13 protein-coding genes are annotated in these 16,195 nt (G+C 62.7%); 8 read left to right on the top strand and 5 right to left on the bottom strand.

What is annotated here, in order from left to right; translation table 11 throughout:
• Positions 1–78: 78 nt before the first annotated feature.
• Together M1E16_RS01260 and ompR are read right to left on the bottom strand one after the other, a co-directional pair.
• Positions 79–1,392 carry an ATP-binding protein gene (locus M1E16_RS01260; RefSeq protein ID WP_434570347.1) on the bottom strand — a complete coding sequence of 438 codons (1,314 nt, stop codon included), beginning with the start codon at positions 1,390–1,392 and terminating at the stop codon, positions 79–81.
• Positions 1,393–1,502: 110 nt separating this feature from the next.
• A complete protein-coding gene (ompR, locus tag M1E16_RS01255; protein WP_039592639.1) occupies positions 1,503–2,243 on the bottom strand; it encodes an osmolarity response regulator transcription factor OmpR in 741 nt (246 codons plus the stop codon).
• 351 nt (positions 2,244–2,594) lie between these two features.
• Between ompR and M1E16_RS01250 the strand changes: the two genes are divergently transcribed.
• The 7 genes from M1E16_RS01250 to tauD all read left to right on the top strand — a co-directional run bounded on the left by M1E16_RS01250 (position 2,595) and on the right by tauD (position 10,920).
• Positions 2,595–4,919 (top strand): Tex family protein, encoded by a 2,325-nt coding sequence (locus M1E16_RS01250; RefSeq protein WP_434570350.1) that lies wholly within the window; start codon positions 2,595–2,597, stop codon positions 4,917–4,919.
• Complete coding sequence (locus M1E16_RS01245) at positions 4,919–5,302, top strand: PaaI family thioesterase (protein ID WP_305497532.1); 384 nt, start codon at positions 4,919–4,921, stop codon at positions 5,300–5,302. Before M1E16_RS01250 ends, M1E16_RS01245 begins: the two co-directional genes overlap by 1 nt.
• Before the next feature lie 268 nt (positions 5,303–5,570).
• Positions 5,571–7,154, top strand: coding sequence for a glutamate--cysteine ligase (gene gshA / locus M1E16_RS01240; protein WP_458129005.1), 1,584 nt, complete (start codon positions 5,571–5,573; stop codon positions 7,152–7,154).
• Between the two features lie 246 nt (positions 7,155–7,400).
• Positions 7,401–8,378: a taurine ABC transporter substrate-binding protein gene (tauA, locus tag M1E16_RS01235; RefSeq protein WP_434626565.1), complete on the top strand. Its 978-nt coding sequence runs from the start codon at positions 7,401–7,403 to the stop codon at positions 8,376–8,378.
• Positions 8,379–8,397: 19 nt separating this feature from the next.
• Positions 8,398–9,192, top strand: coding sequence for a taurine ABC transporter ATP-binding subunit (tauB, locus tag M1E16_RS01230; RefSeq protein ID WP_434626566.1), 795 nt, complete (start codon positions 8,398–8,400; stop codon positions 9,190–9,192).
• Positions 9,189–10,028 (top strand): taurine ABC transporter permease TauC, encoded by an 840-nt coding sequence (gene tauC, locus M1E16_RS01225; protein ID WP_458129004.1) that lies wholly within the window; start codon positions 9,189–9,191, stop codon positions 10,026–10,028. The genes tauB and tauC overlap by 4 nt, the downstream gene beginning before the upstream one ends.
• A 49-nt stretch (positions 10,029–10,077) precedes the next feature.
• Positions 10,078–10,920 carry a taurine dioxygenase gene (gene tauD / locus M1E16_RS01220; RefSeq protein ID WP_458129003.1) on the top strand — a complete coding sequence of 281 codons (843 nt, stop codon included), beginning with the start codon at positions 10,078–10,080 and terminating at the stop codon, positions 10,918–10,920.
• A 185-nt stretch (positions 10,921–11,105) separates the two neighbouring features.
• Here tauD and mgrA read toward each other — a convergent pair whose 3' ends face one another.
• Positions 11,106–12,143: an L-glyceraldehyde 3-phosphate reductase gene (mgrA, locus tag M1E16_RS01215; RefSeq protein WP_434570362.1), complete on the bottom strand. Its 1,038-nt coding sequence runs from the start codon at positions 12,141–12,143 to the stop codon at positions 11,106–11,108.
• A gap of 203 nt (positions 12,144–12,346) precedes the next feature.
• Positions 12,347–13,237 (bottom strand): LysR family transcriptional regulator, encoded by an 891-nt coding sequence (locus M1E16_RS01210; RefSeq protein ID WP_434654149.1) that lies wholly within the window; start codon positions 13,235–13,237, stop codon positions 12,347–12,349.
• A 120-nt stretch (positions 13,238–13,357) separates the two neighbouring features.
• On the opposite strand from M1E16_RS01210, the gene M1E16_RS01205 reads away from it, so the two are divergent.
• Complete coding sequence (locus tag M1E16_RS01205) at positions 13,358–14,098, top strand: SDR family oxidoreductase (protein WP_434602495.1); 741 nt, start codon at positions 13,358–13,360, stop codon at positions 14,096–14,098.
• Between the two features lie 124 nt (positions 14,099–14,222).
• Here the strand turns inward: M1E16_RS01205 and betT are convergent, their stop codons facing one another.
• Positions 14,223–16,184: a choline transporter BetT gene (gene betT, locus M1E16_RS01200; RefSeq protein WP_434574312.1), complete on the bottom strand. Its 1,962-nt coding sequence runs from the start codon at positions 16,182–16,184 to the stop codon at positions 14,223–14,225.
• Positions 16,185–16,195: the final 11 nt, after the last annotated feature.

Raw genomic sequence — 16,195 nt, 5'->3', positions numbered from 1 at the left:
AGCTGCGAGCCTCAAGCTGCAAGCTGTAAGCCGAACTGCTTCAGCTTGCAGCTTGTAGCTTATAACTCGTAGCTGCTTCTATACCGCATCCCGCGGCAGCATCAAGCCCAACGGCAACCGCACCCGGGCCTCCAATCCGCCGCCAGCTCGATTGCGCAGTTCGACGTTGCCGCCATGCATCGAGGCGATGCGCTTGACGATGGCCAGGCCCAGCCCGGTACCCTTCCCTCCCCGAGCCCGATCACCGCGGGTGAACGGGTTGAAAATGGCTTCCAGCTCCGCTGGGTCGATGCCGGCGCCGCGGTCCATGACGCTCAGGACGACATAAGGCGCGCTGGTGTCGCCGGAAACATAGGCGGCGACTTCAACGCCCGTGCCGGCATGGTTGAGGGCGTTACCGATCAGGTTGTTCAACAGGCGCTTCATCGACACGCGGCGCAGCGGAAACGGCTGGATGGGCTCCAGGCGCAAGTGGACCTTCTCTTCGTTCTGGTTGTAGGGCGCAGCCACCTCCCGTACCAGCTCGCTGAGGTCCACCTCCTCTACCGATTCGTCACGGCCGTCGCGAATGAACGCCAGGAACTGATCGAGAATCGCGTCCATGTCTTCGATATCGCGGACCATTTCGTCGGTCAGGTCGGTGTGCTCGCCCATCAGTTCCAGCGACAGCCGCAACCGCGTCAGCGGCGTGCGCAGGTCATGGGAGACGCCGGCGAGCATCAGCTCACGCTCGCGTCCGGCCTGCTCGACATCCTCGGCCATCTGGTTGAAGGCGCGGTACACCTCGGTCATCTCGCTGGGCGTATCGCTGACGGGCAACCGCACGCTGCGGCCCTGGCCCAGTTGCCGGGCTGCATAGACCAGGCGCTTGAGTGGCTGGTTGAGCTGGCTGACGAAAATCCACGCTGAAGCCGTCGACAACAGGCCGATCGCCAGGAACCAGCCCAGCACGTTCCAGATTTTCTGGCCGCGCAGCGGATGGGGGTACAGCGGAACCTTCAGCCACCCATCGCCAAGGCTCGGGGCACGCACCCACAAGGCCGGCGGCGAATGCATGCGCAGCCGCACTTCGGTATCGGCGCCCAGTTCGGCCTGCATCTGCCGCTGGTAGATCTCGCTGTATGGCCAATGCTGCTCACCTTCAGGCACACCGGCGCCGACCACCCGGATCAAAGTCGCCGCCTCGGCGATTTTGACTCGATTGGTTTCGTCCGCTGCCCAATAGGCGCGCAGGGTCAAGGCAACGCCGTGACTGTATTGGCGGTCCACCAGCACGTCTTCGTTCATCAGCAGGTAAACCAGCGTCAGCGCCTTGGAAAACAGCACGACGATCAGCACCAGCCAGAGGGTGCGGGAGAAAAAGCTCTGGGGGAACCAGACGGGGGTCTTCATGAGTAACCGCTACATACTTGCAGGAGCGAGCGATGCTCGCACAATGACGGACCGCGAGTCGCCTGGAAAGATTTTCACCCGCCAGGCTGCGCGCTCCTACAAATCGCCGATCACTTGCCGGCAGCGCCATCCGGCACGAACACGTAGCCAACGCCCCAGACCGTCTGGATATAACGCGGCTTGGAAGGATCGGGTTCGATCATCCGGCGCAAACGGGAAATCTGCACGTCGATGGAGCGCTCCAGCGCATCCCATTCGCGGCCACGGGCCAGGTTCATCAGCTTGTCCCGGGTCAGCGGCTGGCGGGCGTTCATCACCAGGGCCTTGAGCACGGCGAACTCCCCAGTGGTGAGCATGTGGATCTCATCGCCGCGCTTGAGCTCGCGGGTGGCCAGCGACAGTTCATAGTCGCCGAAGGTCACGCTCTCGTCTTCGCTGCCCGGTGCGCCCGGCACCGGCGCCGACTGGCGACGCAGGACAGCCTTGACTCGGGCCATCAGCTCATCCGGATTGAACGGCTTCGCCAGGTAATCGTCGGCGCCCAGCTCCAGGCCCTTGATACGACTCAGTTCGTCGCCCTTGGCGGTGAGCATGATGATCGGGATCTGGTTGTTGGCGCCCCGCAGGCGGCGACAGGCCGTCAAGCCGTCCTCGCCAGGCAGCATCAGGTCGAGGACCACGAGGTTGAAAACCTCACGGGCCAGCAGCCGGTCCATTTGCTCGGTGTTCGGTACGGTGCGGGCGCGATAGCCCTTGCTGACGAAAAAGCGCTCCAGCAGGCTGCTCAGCCCCGGATCGTCGTCAACAATCAGAATTTTTTCGCCTTCAGCAGTTTGTGCGGTGCTGCTCATAGGAAGCTCCTTTGATCTTGGCGCGCATTATGGCTTAGCTGCCGTTATACGCACCGAGTGCATTGTTAGCAGATTTTTCCTCTATCTTCAGTAGCTCACCCATCCATCCCGCAGGTCACGCCCCCCCCGAACAGCGGAACGCTGGTTATAATGCGCGGCCTTTTGCGCCAGGGGATGCCGGATCGTTATACCGGCGCACCGTTCTCCCTGGCCAGGCAGCACTTTTTGAATTCAGCGGGTCACTGGCCGTCCCCTGCCCCCGGCAGCGACGCAAGCCAGGCCGCTCAACCAGCCTCGCCGCGCCCTCCTACTGTGGCGGCGGGCCTGATTCACAATTTGTCAGGTGGTTTTATGGACAGCATCAACAGCCGCATCGCCGAGGAACTCGGCGTACGCCCGCAACAGGTCGAAGCGGCCGTCGCGCTACTCGATGAAGGCTCCACGGTGCCTTTCATCGCCCGTTACCGGAAGGAAGTGACCGGCAGCCTCGATGACACCCAGCTGCGTCATCTGGAAGAGCGCCTGCGCTACCTGCGAGAACTCGACGAACGGCGCATCAGCATCCTGGCGAGCATCCAGGAGCAGGGCAAGCTGACTCCGCAACTGGAACGCGACATCAAGCTGGCCGATACCAAGACCCGCCTGGAAGACTTGTACCTGCCTTACAAGCAGAAACGCCGCACCAAGGGCCAGATTGCCCTGGAAGCCGGCCTCGGCGAACTGGCCGACGGCTTGTTCAACGACCCCACGTTGGCGCCGGAAGCCGAAGCCGCGCGTTTCGTCGATGCCGAAAAAGGCGTGGCGGACATCAAGGCTGCGCTGGAAGGCGCCAAGTACATCCTCATGGAGCGCTTCGCCGAAGACGCGAACCTGCTGGAAAAACTGCGCAACTACCTCAAGCAGGAGGCGATCCTGAGTGCTCGCGTCATCGCCGGCAAAGAAGAGGAAGGCGCCAAGTTCCGCGATTACTTCGAACACGACGAGCCCCTCAAGAGCGTACCGTCGCACCGGGCCCTGGCAATTTTCCGCGGTCGCAACGAAGGCATCCTCAGCTCATCGCTGAAAGTCGGCGAAGAATTGCCCGGCACCATGCACCCGTGCGAAGGCATGATCGGCCAGCAGTTCGGCATCCAGAACCAGAACCGCGCCGCCGACAAGTGGCTGGCCGAAGTGGTGCGCTGGACCTGGAAGGTCAAGCTCTACACCCACCTGGAAACCGACCTGCTGGGCGAACTGCGCGACAACGCCGAGACCGAGGCGATCAACGTGTTCGCCCACAACCTGCACGACCTGCTGCTGGCCGCACCGGCCGGGCCGCGTGCCACGCTGGGCCTGGACCCGGGCCTGCGCACTGGCTGCAAGGTGGCCGTGGTCGATTCCACCGGCAAGCTGCTGGACCACGCCACGGTCTACCCGCATGTGCCGCATAACAAGTGGGACCAGACCATCGCTATCCTTGCCGCCCTGTGCGCCAAGCACTCGGTGGACCTGATCGCCATCGGCAACGGCACCGCCAGCCGTGAGACCGACAAGCTGGCCGCCGAGCTGATCAAGAAATACCCGGCCATGAAAATGACCAAGGTCATGGTCTCCGAGGCCGGCGCTTCGGTTTATTCGGCGTCGGAACTGGCCTCGAAGGAATTCCCGGACCTGGACGTGTCGATCCGTGGCGCGGTGTCCATCGCCCGTCGCCTGCAGGACCCACTGGCGGAACTGGTGAAGATCGACCCGAAATCCATCGGTGTCGGCCAGTACCAGCATGACGTGTCGCAATTGAAGCTGGCCCGTGGCCTGGATGCCGTGGTGGAGGATTGCGTGAACGCCGTGGGCGTGGACGTGAACACCGCTTCGGTAGCATTGCTGGCGCGCATCTCCGGCCTGAACGCCACGCTGGCGCAGAACATCGTCACCCACCGCGACGAACACGGCGCGTTCAAGACCCGCGCCGCGTTGAAAAAAGTCCCGCGCCTGGGTGAAAAAACCTTCGAACAGGCCGCCGGCTTCCTGCGCGTCATGAATGGTGACAACCCGCTCGACTCCTCGGCAGTTCACCCGGAAGCCTATCCACTGGTGCAACGCATCGCCGCCCAGACCGACCGCGACATTCGCTCGCTGATCGGCGACGCGGCGTTTCTCAAGCGCCTGGACCCGAAGAAATTCACTGACGAAACCTTCGGCCTGCCCACCGTGACCGACATCCTCCAAGAGCTGGAGAAACCGGGCCGCGACCCACGTCCGGAGTTCAAGACCGCTGAATTCCAGGAAGGCGTCGAAGACCTCAAGGACCTGCAACCGGGCATGATCCTCGAAGGCGTGGTGACCAACGTCACCAACTTCGGCGCGTTCGTCGACATCGGCGTGCACCAGGACGGCCTGGTGCATATTTCGGCCTTGTCGGAGAAATTCATCAAGGACCCGCGCGAAGCCGTGAAGGCCGGTGATGTGGTGAAAGTAAAGGTCATGGAAGTCGACATCCCGCGTAAACGCGTGGGCCTGTCGATGCGCATGAGCGACACGCCGGGCGAGAAAATCGACGGCGCCCGCGGTGCCCGTCCAGGCGCCGCGCCACGCCAGTCGCAGAACACCGCGCCGCGCAAGGAAACTGCCACCGCGGCCCCGGCGAATAACGCCATGGCCTCGCTGTTCGCCAACGCCAAGCAACTGAAGAAACGCTGATGGAGGCGCCGGCCGGGTTGGTGGAGAGCGCGTTTTTCAAGCTGCTCGGCTGCCGTCTGCAGAGCCTCGGTGACGGGGTGGCGCAAGTCGCCCTGAGCCTTGAGCCGCCATTGCGCAACCGCGGTGGCAAGCTGCACGGCGGGGCGCTGTTCAGCCTGGTTGACATTGCCATGGGGCTGGCCTGCTCCAGCGTCCATGGCTTCGACCAGCAGAGCGCAACCATCGAGTGCAAGATCAACTACATTCGCGCCGTGTCCGACGGCGAAGTGCTGTGCACCGCCCGGGTCATCCACCCGGGCCGGCGCACGCTGGTGGTCGAGGCCGAGGTGATGCAGGGCGACAAGCTGGTCGCAAAAGCGCAAGGCACGTTCGCTGTCCTATAGCTCGCTGTCATCGATTTAGGGTAATTTCGACGCCATGAATGCCGTGCCGACCTCTGTTGTCGGAGCGAGCTGCTTGCGATAGCGATGGACCAGTCAATATAAAATTGACGGACATACCGCCATCGCGAGCAAGCTCGCTCTCACAGTGGGGTTGCGGTGGCTGGCCTTTGGCACAAAAACCAGGCGAAAACGCCAGTTTCAACTTCACCCTTGTAGACCGTCTTGCCCACCCCCATATTGGGGCGACTGACGCGTGAAGGAATTCAACTTGAGCGACCTTTTAAACCGCCGCCTGGCCCTGCTCGGCGAGCGCGCCAACCTCTCCCTGCTCGAGCAGTGCCTGCACGGTATCGAACGTGAGTGCCTGCGCGTCACGGGCGACGGGCGCCTGGCGCAGACCCCGCATCCCGAATCCCTGGGCTCGGCGCTGACCAACGAACAGATCACTACTGACTATTCCGAGTCGCTGCTGGAGTTCATCACCCCAGCCCTGGCCAACCCGGCCGACACCCTGCACAGCCTCGACAGGATCCACCGGTTTGTCTACAGCAAGCTCGGCGACGAGTACCTGTGGAGCCCTTCGATGCCGTGTCCGCTGCCGGCCGAGGAAGACATTCCGATCGCCTACTACGGCACCTCGAATATCGGTCGACTCAAATATGTCTACCGCAAGGGCCTGGCCCTGCGCTATGGCAAGACCATGCAATGCATCGCCGGGATCCACTACAACTTTTCCCTCCCGGAAAAGCTCTGGCCCCTGCTGCGCCAGGACGAAGCCAGCGACGTGAGCGACCGCGACTTCCAGTCCTCGGCCTACATCGCGCTGATCCGTAATTTCCGCCGCTACAGCTGGCTGCTGATGTACCTGTTCGGCGCCTCGCCGGCCCTGGACGTCGGTTTCCTGCGCGGCCGTCCGCACCAGTTGGAACAACTGGACCCGGACACCTTGTACCTGCCCTACGCCACCAGCCTGCGCATGAGCGACCTGGGTTACCAGAGCAACGCCCAAGCCGGCCTGACACCTTGCTATAACGACCTGGCGAGCTACACCGACAGCCTGCGCAAAGCCGTCGCAACGCCCTATGCGCCTTATGTCGAAGTCGGTACTCACCAGAACGGCGAATGGGTGCAGCTCAATACCAACATTCTGCAGATCGAAAACGAGTACTACTCCAATATCCGCCCCAAGCGCGTGACCTACACCGGCGAGCGGCCGATCCAGGCGCTGATGGCCCGAGGGATCCAGTACGTCGAAGTGCGCTGCCTGGACATCAACCCGTTCCTGCCGATGGGCATCGACCTGACCGAGTCGCGCTTCCTCGATGCGTTCCTGCTGTACTGCGGCCTCAACGACAGCCCGCAACTGGAAAACAACGAGTGCAGCAACGCCACGAGCAACTTCCTGACCGTGGTCAAGGAAGGCCGCAAGCCTGGCCTGCAATTGCAGCGCCAGGGTCAATCGGTGGACATGCAAACCTGGGCCATGGAATTGCTGGAAAAGATTGCTCCGCTGGCCGCCCTGCTTGACCAGAGCCAAGGCGGTGATGCCCATCGCCAGGCTCTCGACGCGCAACAGGCAAAAGTCCGCGACCCGTCGCTGACGCCGTCCGCCAAGGTCTTGGCCGCCATGGCCGAGCACCAGGAAAGCTTCGCCCAGTTCTCCCTGCGCCAGAGCAAGGCCCACGCCAAGTTCTTCCGCGCCGAACCGTTGTCGACCGAAGAGCAAGTCGCGTTCGAAGAAACCGCTCGCCAGTCCTTGGTCCAGCAAACCGAGCTGGAGCAGAACGAGGTGGGGGATTTCGACGTGTTCGTGGGTTCGTATCAGGCGAGCATCCTGGCGATCAGTAACTGAGCTCCCCTTGACGAGGACGCTTCCGTGGCGAGGGAGCTTGCTCCCGCTGGTCTGCGCAGCAGGCCCATCTTGCGGCCGCTACGCAGCCGAGCGGGAGCAAGCTCCCTCGCCACGGGGGTTATCAGCCATCCTGGATAGATGTGTTCGCAGATAAGCTAATTCGAAAAAGTTATTTATTTACTCATTCTTAGATCATTTAGTCTCCTCCAACGCCGACTCTCCGGCGGCCTGTTGAGGAGCTTCCCCATGTCTTTGCGTTTCCCCCTTCGCCTTCTCGCGGCCGCTTCCCTGGCCGCGGCGAGCCTTTTCGCCCAAGCGGCCGACCTGACCGTGGCCTATCAGACCACCGTCGACCCGGCCAAAGTCGCCCAGGCCGACGGCGCTTATGAGAAAGCCACCCAGGCCAAGATCAACTGGCGAAAATTCGACAACGGCGCCGACATCATCGCCGCCATCGCCTCGGGCGACGTGCAGATCGGCTACCTGGGTTCCAGCCCGCTGACCGCCGCCATCACCCGCAAGGTTCCGGTGGAAACCTTCCTCATCGCCACCCAGATCGGCGCCGCCGAAGCCTTGGTCGCCCGTGATGGCTCCGGCATCAAGACCCCGCAGGACCTGATCGGCAAGAAAATCGCCGTGCCGTTTGTTTCCACCGGTCATTACAGCCTGCTCGCCGCGCTGAAACACTGGAACATCGACCCGTCGAAAGTCACCGTGCTCAACCTCGCGCCACCGGCCATCATCGCCGCCTGGAAGCGCGGCGACATCGACGCCACCTACGTCTGGGACCCGGCCCTGGGCGTGGCCAAGGAAAACGGCAAGGTGCTGATCACCTCCGCCGAACTGGCCCAGTTCGGCGCGCCAACCTTCGACGCCTGGATCGTGCGCAAGGATTTTGCCCAGAAGCATCCCGAGATCGTCACGGCTTTCGCCAAGGTCACCCTGGACGCCTACGCCCAGTACCGCAAGGACCCGCAAGCCTGGCTGGCCGACGCATCGAACATCGACAAGCTGGTGAAACTCTCCGGCGCCAAGGCCAGCGACATTCCATTGCTGTTGCAAGGCAACGTATTCCCGTTGGCCGCCGACCAGGTGGTCAGCCTCGGTGCCCCAACCACCCAGGCCATCACCAACACCGCCGCGTTCCTCAAGGAGCAAGGCAAGGTTGAAGCCGTGCTGCCGGACTACGCGCCATACGTCAGCGCCAAATACATCACCCGCTGATCAAACAGGAGACGTCGAGATGGCCTTGCTACAGCTGGAGCGCATCAGCGCACAGTACCCCGGCGCAACGAAACCGGTACTGGCGGATATTTCGTTGACCTTGGGCCCGCAGCAGTTGCTGGTTGCCCTCGGCCCCTCCGGCAGCGGCAAGACTTCGCTGCTCAACCTGATTGCCGGGTTTGTGGAACCCAGCGCCGGACAGATCACCCTAGACGGCATTCCCGTCAAGGGCCCGGGTGCCGAGCGCGGCGTAGTGTTCCAGGACGATGCGCTGTTGCCTTGGCAAGACGTGTTGGCGAACGTCGGATTCGGCCTCGAACTGGCGGGTGTTGCCAGGGAGAAGCGCGAGGCTCGCGCTCGGGAAATGCTCGCCCTGGTGGACCTGGCCGGTTTCGAAAAGCGCCGTGTCTGGCAGCTGTCGGGCGGTCAGAAGCAACGCGTCGGGCTGGCCCGCGCGCTGGCGGCCGATCCACGGGTATTGCTGATGGACGAACCTTTCGGCGCCCTGGACGCGTTCACCCGTGAACAGATGCAGGAACTGCTGCTGCAAGTCTGGCAACGTACCGCCAAACCGGTGTTCCTGATTACCCATGACATTGAAGAGGCGGTATTCCTTGCCACCGACCTGATCCTGCTGGCCCCCGATCCGGGGCAGATCGTCGAGCGCCTGAGCCTGGATTTCGGGCGTCGCTACGGCGCGGGGGAAGCGGCGCGGTCGATCAAGTCCGACCCGCGCTTCATCGAAACCCGCGAGCATGTGCTGGCGAAAGTGTTCTCCCAACGCAGCGCCACTCGGCAGCAGGAGCGCGCATGAGCAGCTATGAAGTTCCAGCCGTGGCCAGCGACGCCGTGGCCGCCCGCCCTCCAGTCCTCGCGCGCCGTACCCTGAGCACGCGATGGATCAGCGGCCTGACGCTGGTGGCGCTGCTGTTGCTCTGGTGGGCCGTAACCGCCAGCGGCCTGATCGAACCGCTCTTCCTGCCGCCGCCCTCCGCCGTGCTGCAAAAAGGCTGGCTGCTGGCTACCAGCGGCTACATGGATTCCACACTCTGGCAGCACCTCGGCGCAAGCCTCGGGCGGATTGGCCTGGGCCTGCTGTTCGCGGTGTTGACGGCGGTGCCGGTGGGTATCGCCATCGGCACCAACCGTATTGCCCGCGGCGTACTCGATCCGCTGATCGAGTTCTACCGGCCGATTCCACCCCTGGCTTACCTGCCGCTGATCGTGATCTGGTGCGGCATCGGTGAGCTGTCGAAAGTCCTGCTGATCTACCTGGCGATTTTCGCCCCGATCGCCATCGCCACTGCAACCGGGGTGCGCACCGTCGACCCGGCCAAACTGCGCGCGGCCCAATCGCTGGGGGCCACGCGGGCGCAACTGATTCGCCATGTGATCGTACCCAGCGCCCTGCCCGACATCCTCACCGGTATCCGCATCGGCCTGGGCGTGGGCTGGTCGACGCTGGTCGCCGCCGAACTGATCGCGGCCACCAGCGGCCTGGGGTTCATGGTGCAGTCGGCAGCGCAGTTCCTGGTCACCGATGTCGTGGTGCTGGGGATCCTGGTGATTGCGCTGATCGCCTTTGCCATGGAAATGGGCCTGCGCGCCCTGCAACGCAGACTGGTGCCGTGGCACGGCCAGGCACACTGAACCTTTATTGACCACGCCGACCATTCGGCGCCGATCCGAGAGAACGACGATGAGCCGTCCGACCGTTACCCCTCTGAGCGTTGCCCTCGGCGCGCAGATCAGCGGGATCGATATCAGCCAGCCACTGGCCCCGGAAGACCGTGACACCATCGAGCAGGCATTGCTCGAATATCAGGTGCTGTTCTTCCGCGACCAGCCGATCGAACCCGCACAACAGGCCCGTTTCGCCGCGTACTTTGGCGACCTGCACATTCACCCGATCTACCCCAACGTGCCGGAGCAGCCCGAAGTGCTGGTGCTCGACACCGCCGTCACCGATGTGCGCGACAACGCGGTGTGGCACACCGACGTGACCTTCCTGCCGACCCCGGCCATGGGCGCGGTACTCAGCGCCAAGCTGCTGCCGGCATTCGGCGGCGATACGTTGTGGGCCAGCGGCATCGCGGCCTACGAAGCCTTGTCGGCACCGTTGAAAAGCCTGTCGGAAGGCCTAACGGCTACCCACGACTTTACCCGTTCGTTTCCGCTCGAGCGCTTTGGCAACACGGCGGAAGACCGGCTACGTTGGGAAGAAGCACGGCGCAAGAATCCACCGCTGTCGCATCCGGTGATTCGCACTCATCCGGTGAGCGGCCGCCGCGCACTGTTCGTCAACGAAGGCTTCACTACGCGCATCAACGAGCTGTCGGAAACCGAAAGCGAGGCGATCCTGAAATTGCTGTTTGCCCATGCGACGCGTCCGGAGTTCACCGTTCGCTGGCGCTGGCAGGCCAACGACGTGGCGTTCTGGGACAACCGCGTGACCCAGCATTTCGCCGTGGACGACTACCGCCCCAACCGGCGGGTGATGCATCGGGCGACGGTGTTGGGGGATGTGCCGTTTTTCAGGTGAGTGCCTCGCCACGGCTCATATCCCCGTGGCGAGGGAGCTTGCTCCCGCTGGGCTGCGTAGCAGCCCCAAAATCTCGGATCAGTTAATCATGCGCAAGCAACATGAACTGGGGGCCGCTTCGCGACCCAGCGGGAGCAAGCTCCCTCGCCACGGGTCCTGCGTTCAACCTGATAAACCGGCTGGAATCACTCAGCCGTCGAAGGCTTCTCCCACAGGTTGATCCCGCCCTCTTGGGCAAACCGGTCGATCTCGGCCAGTTCTTCGGCGCTGAACTCGAGATTTTGCAGCGCCCCGACGTTCTCGACGATCTGCTCCGGTCGGCTGGCGCCGATCAGGGCTGAGGTGACCCGCGGATCGCGCAATGTCCAGGCCAGGGCCATTTGCGCCAGGCTCTGGCCGCGACGCTGGGCGATCTCGTTGAGGGCGCGTACGTGGGCGATGTTTTCATCTGACAGATGCGAGGCCTGCAACGAACCGCCGCCCGGGCGATTGACCCGCGCATCGGCGGGAATGCCCTTGAGGTATTTGTCGGTCAGCAGGCCCTGCGCCAGCGGCGTGAAGGCGATCACGCCGGTGCCCAGTTCCTCGGTGGCGTCCAGCAAGTCCTTCTCGACCCAACGGTTGAGCAGGTTGTAGGCCGGCTGATGGATCAACAGCGGCACTTTCCATTCCTGAAGCAGCGCCGCCATTTCCCGGGTCTTCACGCCCGAATAGGAAGAAATGCCAATGTACAGGGCCTTGCCCTGCTGCACGGCGGTGGCCAGGGCGCTGGCGGTTTCTTCCAGTGGCGTGTCGGGATCGAAACGGTGGGAGTAGAAGATGTCCACGTAATCCAGACCGAGGCGCTGAAGGCTCTGGTCAAGGCTGGCCAGCACGTATTTGCGCGAACCGCCGCCCTGACCATAAGGGCCTGGCCACATGTCCCAGCCGGCCTTGCTGGAGATGATCAGTTCGTCGCGGTATTGCTGGAAATCTTCCCGCAGCAACCGGCCGAAATTGATTTCGGCGCTGCCGTAGGGCGGGCCGTAGTTGTTGGCCAGGTCGAAGTGGTTGATACCCAGGTCGAACGCCGTGCGCAACAAGGCCCGCTGAGTGTCGATCGGCGTGCTGTCGCCGAAGTTGTGCCACAAGCCGAGTGACAAGGCCGGCAGTACCAGCCCGCTGCGCCCGACGCGGCGGTAAGGGATGGATTCGTAGCGATTTTGCGCAGCGGTGTAGGTCATCGAAAAAACTCTCTGTTCGGACGGCTGGTGGCAGAAGCTAACATTTCACAGACGCACCAGTCAGGTCGAAAGTTCGCAAAACCCTGTGGGAGCGGGCTTGCTCACGAAAGCGGTGGGTCAGTAGGCAGCGATATTGGATGTATTGCCGCCTTCGCGAGCAGGCTCGCTCCCCACAAGGGAAACGCTAATAATATAGGGGTCAGCTAGCGCGCCTGCGCAAACACCTCCGCCACCCAATCCACAAACACCCGTACTCGTGGTGACATGTGTCGGTTGTGTGGATAAACCACCGACACCGGCATGGACGGCGGAGGTGTCGCGGCGAGCACTTCGCGGATCAGGCCTTGGCGGATCGGCTCCTCCATTCGGTAATACGGGCATTGGATCAGGCCCATGCCGGCGATCGCCGACGCCGCATAGATTTCTGCCCCGGACACCGACAACGTGCCCCCGATCGAAACCTCCTTGAGTTCGCCGTCGACCATGAATTCGAATGGATAAAGCTTGGCGGTGGTGCGCGAGACGTAGTTCACCGCCTTGTGCTGCTTGAGATCCTCCAGGCTTTTCGGTTCACCGTACTGGCGCAGGTAAGCCGGGCTGGCACAGGTGATCTGGCGAAGATTGGCAACACGCCGGCCAATCAACGACGAATCCGCCAACGTACCGGAGCGCACGACGCAATCGACGCCCTCGGCGATCAAGTCGACGAAGCGGTCCGCTTCACTGATGAACAATTCGATATCCGGGTAGCGGGCCATGAATTGCGGCAACGCGGGGATCACGAAATACCGCGCCTGGGTTCCATGCAGGTCCACCCTCAACTTGCCTTTGGGCGCCACGCCGCGAAACGCCAGCTCGGCTTCTTCGAGTTCCGCCAGCAATTGCACGCAACGTGGGTAGTAGGCCTCGCCATCGAGGGTCGGACGCACCCTGCGTGTGCTGCGCTCCAGCAGACGAACACCCAGCCAGGCTTCGAATTGATTGAGCGTGTGGGTCAGCGTGGCCCGGGGCATGTTCAGGTCTTCGGCAGCCAGGGTGAAGCTGCTGCGCTCGTAGATACGGACAAACACCTTCATCGCCTTGACCTGGTCCATCTGAAGCCCTGATTGTTGAGAAATGTTGAACAGTCAAGGCAACTCTCCTGCATTTATCGCTGCACGTAAACATGTGAATCTCGCATCAACCCATCACGACATCTCAAGGAGATCCTTGCCATGACTGCTCAAAACGCCAAAGTCGCCATCGTCACCGGTGCCTCCCGTGGGATCGGCGCGCAGATAGCCAGGCAATTGGCGAGCGACGGGTTTGCTGTCGCCATCAACTTCGCCAGCAGCGCCACCGAGGCCTCGCAGCTGGCGGTGCAGTTGCGTCAGGCCGGGCACCCGGCCATAGCGGTGAAGGCCGACGTGTCGGTTGCCGCCGACGTCAGCCGGATGTTCGATGAAGTCGAAGCGCAACTGGGTAGGGTCGATGTGTTGATCAACAACGCCGGCATCCTCCAGGTCATGCCGTTGGCGCAGCACAGCGACGAGCTGTTCGACCGCACGTTCGCCATCAACACCCGTGGCACCTTCAACACCTTGCGCGAGGCCGCGACCCGGCTGAACGATGGCGGCCGCATCGTGAATTTTTCCAGCAGTACCGTGGGCATGAACCTGCCGGGCTACTCGGTGTACATCGCCAGCAAGGCCGCAGTGGAATCCCTGACCCAAGTATTTGCCAAGGAGCTGCGCGGTCGCCAGATCACCGTCAACGCCGTGGCCCCGGGGCCGGTCGCCACCGAGCTGTTCATGCAGGGCAAAAGCGAAGAGCAGGTCCAGCACTATGCCAGGATGCCGCCCCTGGAACGCCTCGGCCAGCCGGAAGACATCGCCAGCATCGTGTCATTCCTGGTAAGCCCGGCCGCTGGTTGGGTGAACGGCCAGATCCTGCGAGCTAACGGAGGGCTGGTCTGAGGCGTGCTCTGCGGCACCCTCCAAACCGCCTTCGCGAGCAGGCTCGCTCCCACAGGGGTATCGCATGTCCCTGTGGGAGCGAGCCTGCTCGCGAAGACGTCGGAGCGGTGCAGACTCTTTCCTTTCAGCGCACCAGATGCAGAAACTGCATGTGCCGCTCGTACTGGTCGAGGATGTCGTTGATGACCTGCTCCTTGGAATACCCCACCAGGTCGTAGTCCTGGCTGCCCTCGCTCAGGTGTACTTCGGCGCGGTAGTAGCGACGATTGTTGATCTGTTTGGAGCCCATGCCACCCCGGGCGAAGGACGGCGTGAAGTAACCCCGCATCTGCACCTGGTAGATGAACGGATGCTGTTCTCCGTGGCCGATTTCCAGGCTGACGCTGTCGTTGGCCGGGTCTGGCTGGGTCATCACCGTCAGGCCCTTTTCGGCGAATACCGCCTTCACCTCCTCGATGGCCGGGCGCACCGTGGTATCGAGGAAGCGATACACCTCGTCGCGGGAAGGAAAATGCACCGCCTGGCTCAAGCGCTGACGCCAACCGCCAGTGCCCCGCCGGGAGCCCGACACCGGCGCGAGGGAATGCAACTGCGCGATCTGCTTCTGCGACTCCAGGTAGAACGCCTTGTGCAGGCCCCACATCATCAGCAGCAGAATCAGCGAGAACGGCAAGGACGTCAGCACCACCGCCGACTTCAAGGCATCGATGCTGCCGGAGAACAGCAAGGCACTTGTCACCAGGGCAGTCATCGCGCCCCAGAACACCCGCAGCCATTTCGGCCCGTCCTCATCGGGGCTGCCGCCCTTGGCCGACAATGTCGACAGCACCACGGTGCCGGAGTCGGCGGACGTGACAAAAAACACGAAGCTGATGAACACCGTGACCGCAATTACCGTCTTGCTCCACGGGTAGGTTTCCAGCAGCAGGTAAAGGCTCATCGACGGGTTGTCCAGGGCCGACATGCCCAGGGCGCTCATGCCATGGTTCAGGACCTGATCGATGGCGCTGTTACCGAAAATCGACATCCACGCCAGGGTGAAACCCAAGGGGATCAGCAGCACGCCGAACACGAATTCACGGATCGTCCGGCCACGGGATATCCGTGCGATAAACAGCCCCACGAACGGTGACCACGCGATCCACCATGCCCAATAGAACACTGTCCAACCGCCCAGCCAGTCGCTGGGCTCGTTGTAGGCATACAGGTCGAAACTCTTCATCGGCAGGGCGCCGAGGTAATCGCCGAGATTCTGGATAAGCGTATTGAGCAGATGCTGGGTCGGTCCGGCGAACAGCACAAACAGCAACAGCGCGCAGGCCAGCAGCATGTTGATATCGGACATGACGCGCACGCCCTTGTCGACGCCAGCCACGGCAACAATGATTGCCGCGCCCATCATCAGCACGATCAGCCCGACCTGGATCCACTGGGTGTGAGCGATGCCGAAGAGGTAATCCAGACCGGAATTGAGGTGCAGCACGCCAAAGCCCATATCCGCGCCAAGGCCGAACACGGTCGCGATGATGCCGAAACCGTCCACCGCATAACCGATCGGGCCGTTGATGCGCTTGCCGATCAGCGGGTACAACGCCGACCGCAAGGCCAGCGGCAGGTTGTGCCGGTAGGCGAAGTACGCCAGGGCCATGCCAACGAAAGCGAACACACCCCAGCCGTGCAAACCCCAGTGCAGGAACAGGATCTGCATCGCCTGGCGCGCCGCATCAGCGGTGCCGGCTTCGCCCTGGGGCGGCTGGACCAGATGGGTCAGGGGCTCGGATACGCAGAAGAAAAACAAGGTGATGCTGATCCCGGCGGCAAACAACATGCCGGCCCAGGACAGGTAGCTGAACTCGGGCTCGTCGTGGTCGGCACCGAGCTTGATCTTGCCGTAGCCGGACAAGGCGGTGACCACCACGAAGACCAGATACAGGGTCATCGCCAGCATGTAATACCAGCCGACCGTATTGGCCGCCCAGTTCTGCGCGGCCAGCAACCAGGCGCCGGCCTGCTCCGGCACGGCAATGACGACCAGGCCGAACAGCAGGATGAAGGTCGCGGCGAAATAAAACACCGGCGGATTCATGCGGACCAGGC

The sequence above is a fragment of the Pseudomonas sp. Z2-11 genome, from assembly GCF_054161305.1.
This window is presented reverse-complemented; position numbering and strand designations above follow the sequence as displayed.

Bases quoted from the DNA above. Each gene is read 5' to 3' on its own strand.
- M1E16_RS01260 (WP_434570347.1), bottom strand. From the start codon at position 1,392: ATGAAGACCCCCGTCTGGTTCCCCCAGAGCTTTTTCTCCCGCACCCTC.
- ompR (WP_039592639.1), bottom strand. From the start codon at position 2,243: ATGAGCAGCACCGCACAAACTGCTGAAGGCGAAAAAATTCTGATTGTT.
- M1E16_RS01250 (WP_434570350.1), top strand. From the start codon at position 2,595: ATGGACAGCATCAACAGCCGCATCGCCGAGGAACTCGGCGTACGCCCG.
- M1E16_RS01245 (WP_305497532.1), top strand. From the start codon at position 4,919: ATGGAGGCGCCGGCCGGGTTGGTGGAGAGCGCGTTTTTCAAGCTGCTC.
- tauA (WP_434626565.1), top strand. From the start codon at position 7,401: ATGTCTTTGCGTTTCCCCCTTCGCCTTCTCGCGGCCGCTTCCCTGGCC.
- tauB (WP_434626566.1), top strand. From the start codon at position 8,398: ATGGCCTTGCTACAGCTGGAGCGCATCAGCGCACAGTACCCCGGCGCA.
- tauC (WP_458129004.1), top strand. From the start codon at position 9,189: ATGAGCAGCTATGAAGTTCCAGCCGTGGCCAGCGACGCCGTGGCCGCC.
- tauD (WP_458129003.1), top strand. From the start codon at position 10,078: ATGAGCCGTCCGACCGTTACCCCTCTGAGCGTTGCCCTCGGCGCGCAG.
- mgrA (WP_434570362.1), bottom strand. From the start codon at position 12,143: ATGACCTACACCGCTGCGCAAAATCGCTACGAATCCATCCCTTACCGC.
- M1E16_RS01210 (WP_434654149.1), bottom strand. From the start codon at position 13,237: ATGGACCAGGTCAAGGCGATGAAGGTGTTTGTCCGTATCTACGAGCGC.
- M1E16_RS01205 (WP_434602495.1), top strand. From the start codon at position 13,358: ATGACTGCTCAAAACGCCAAAGTCGCCATCGTCACCGGTGCCTCCCGT.
- betT (WP_434574312.1), bottom strand. From the start codon at position 16,184: ATGAATCCGCCGGTGTTTTATTTCGCCGCGACCTTCATCCTGCTGTTC.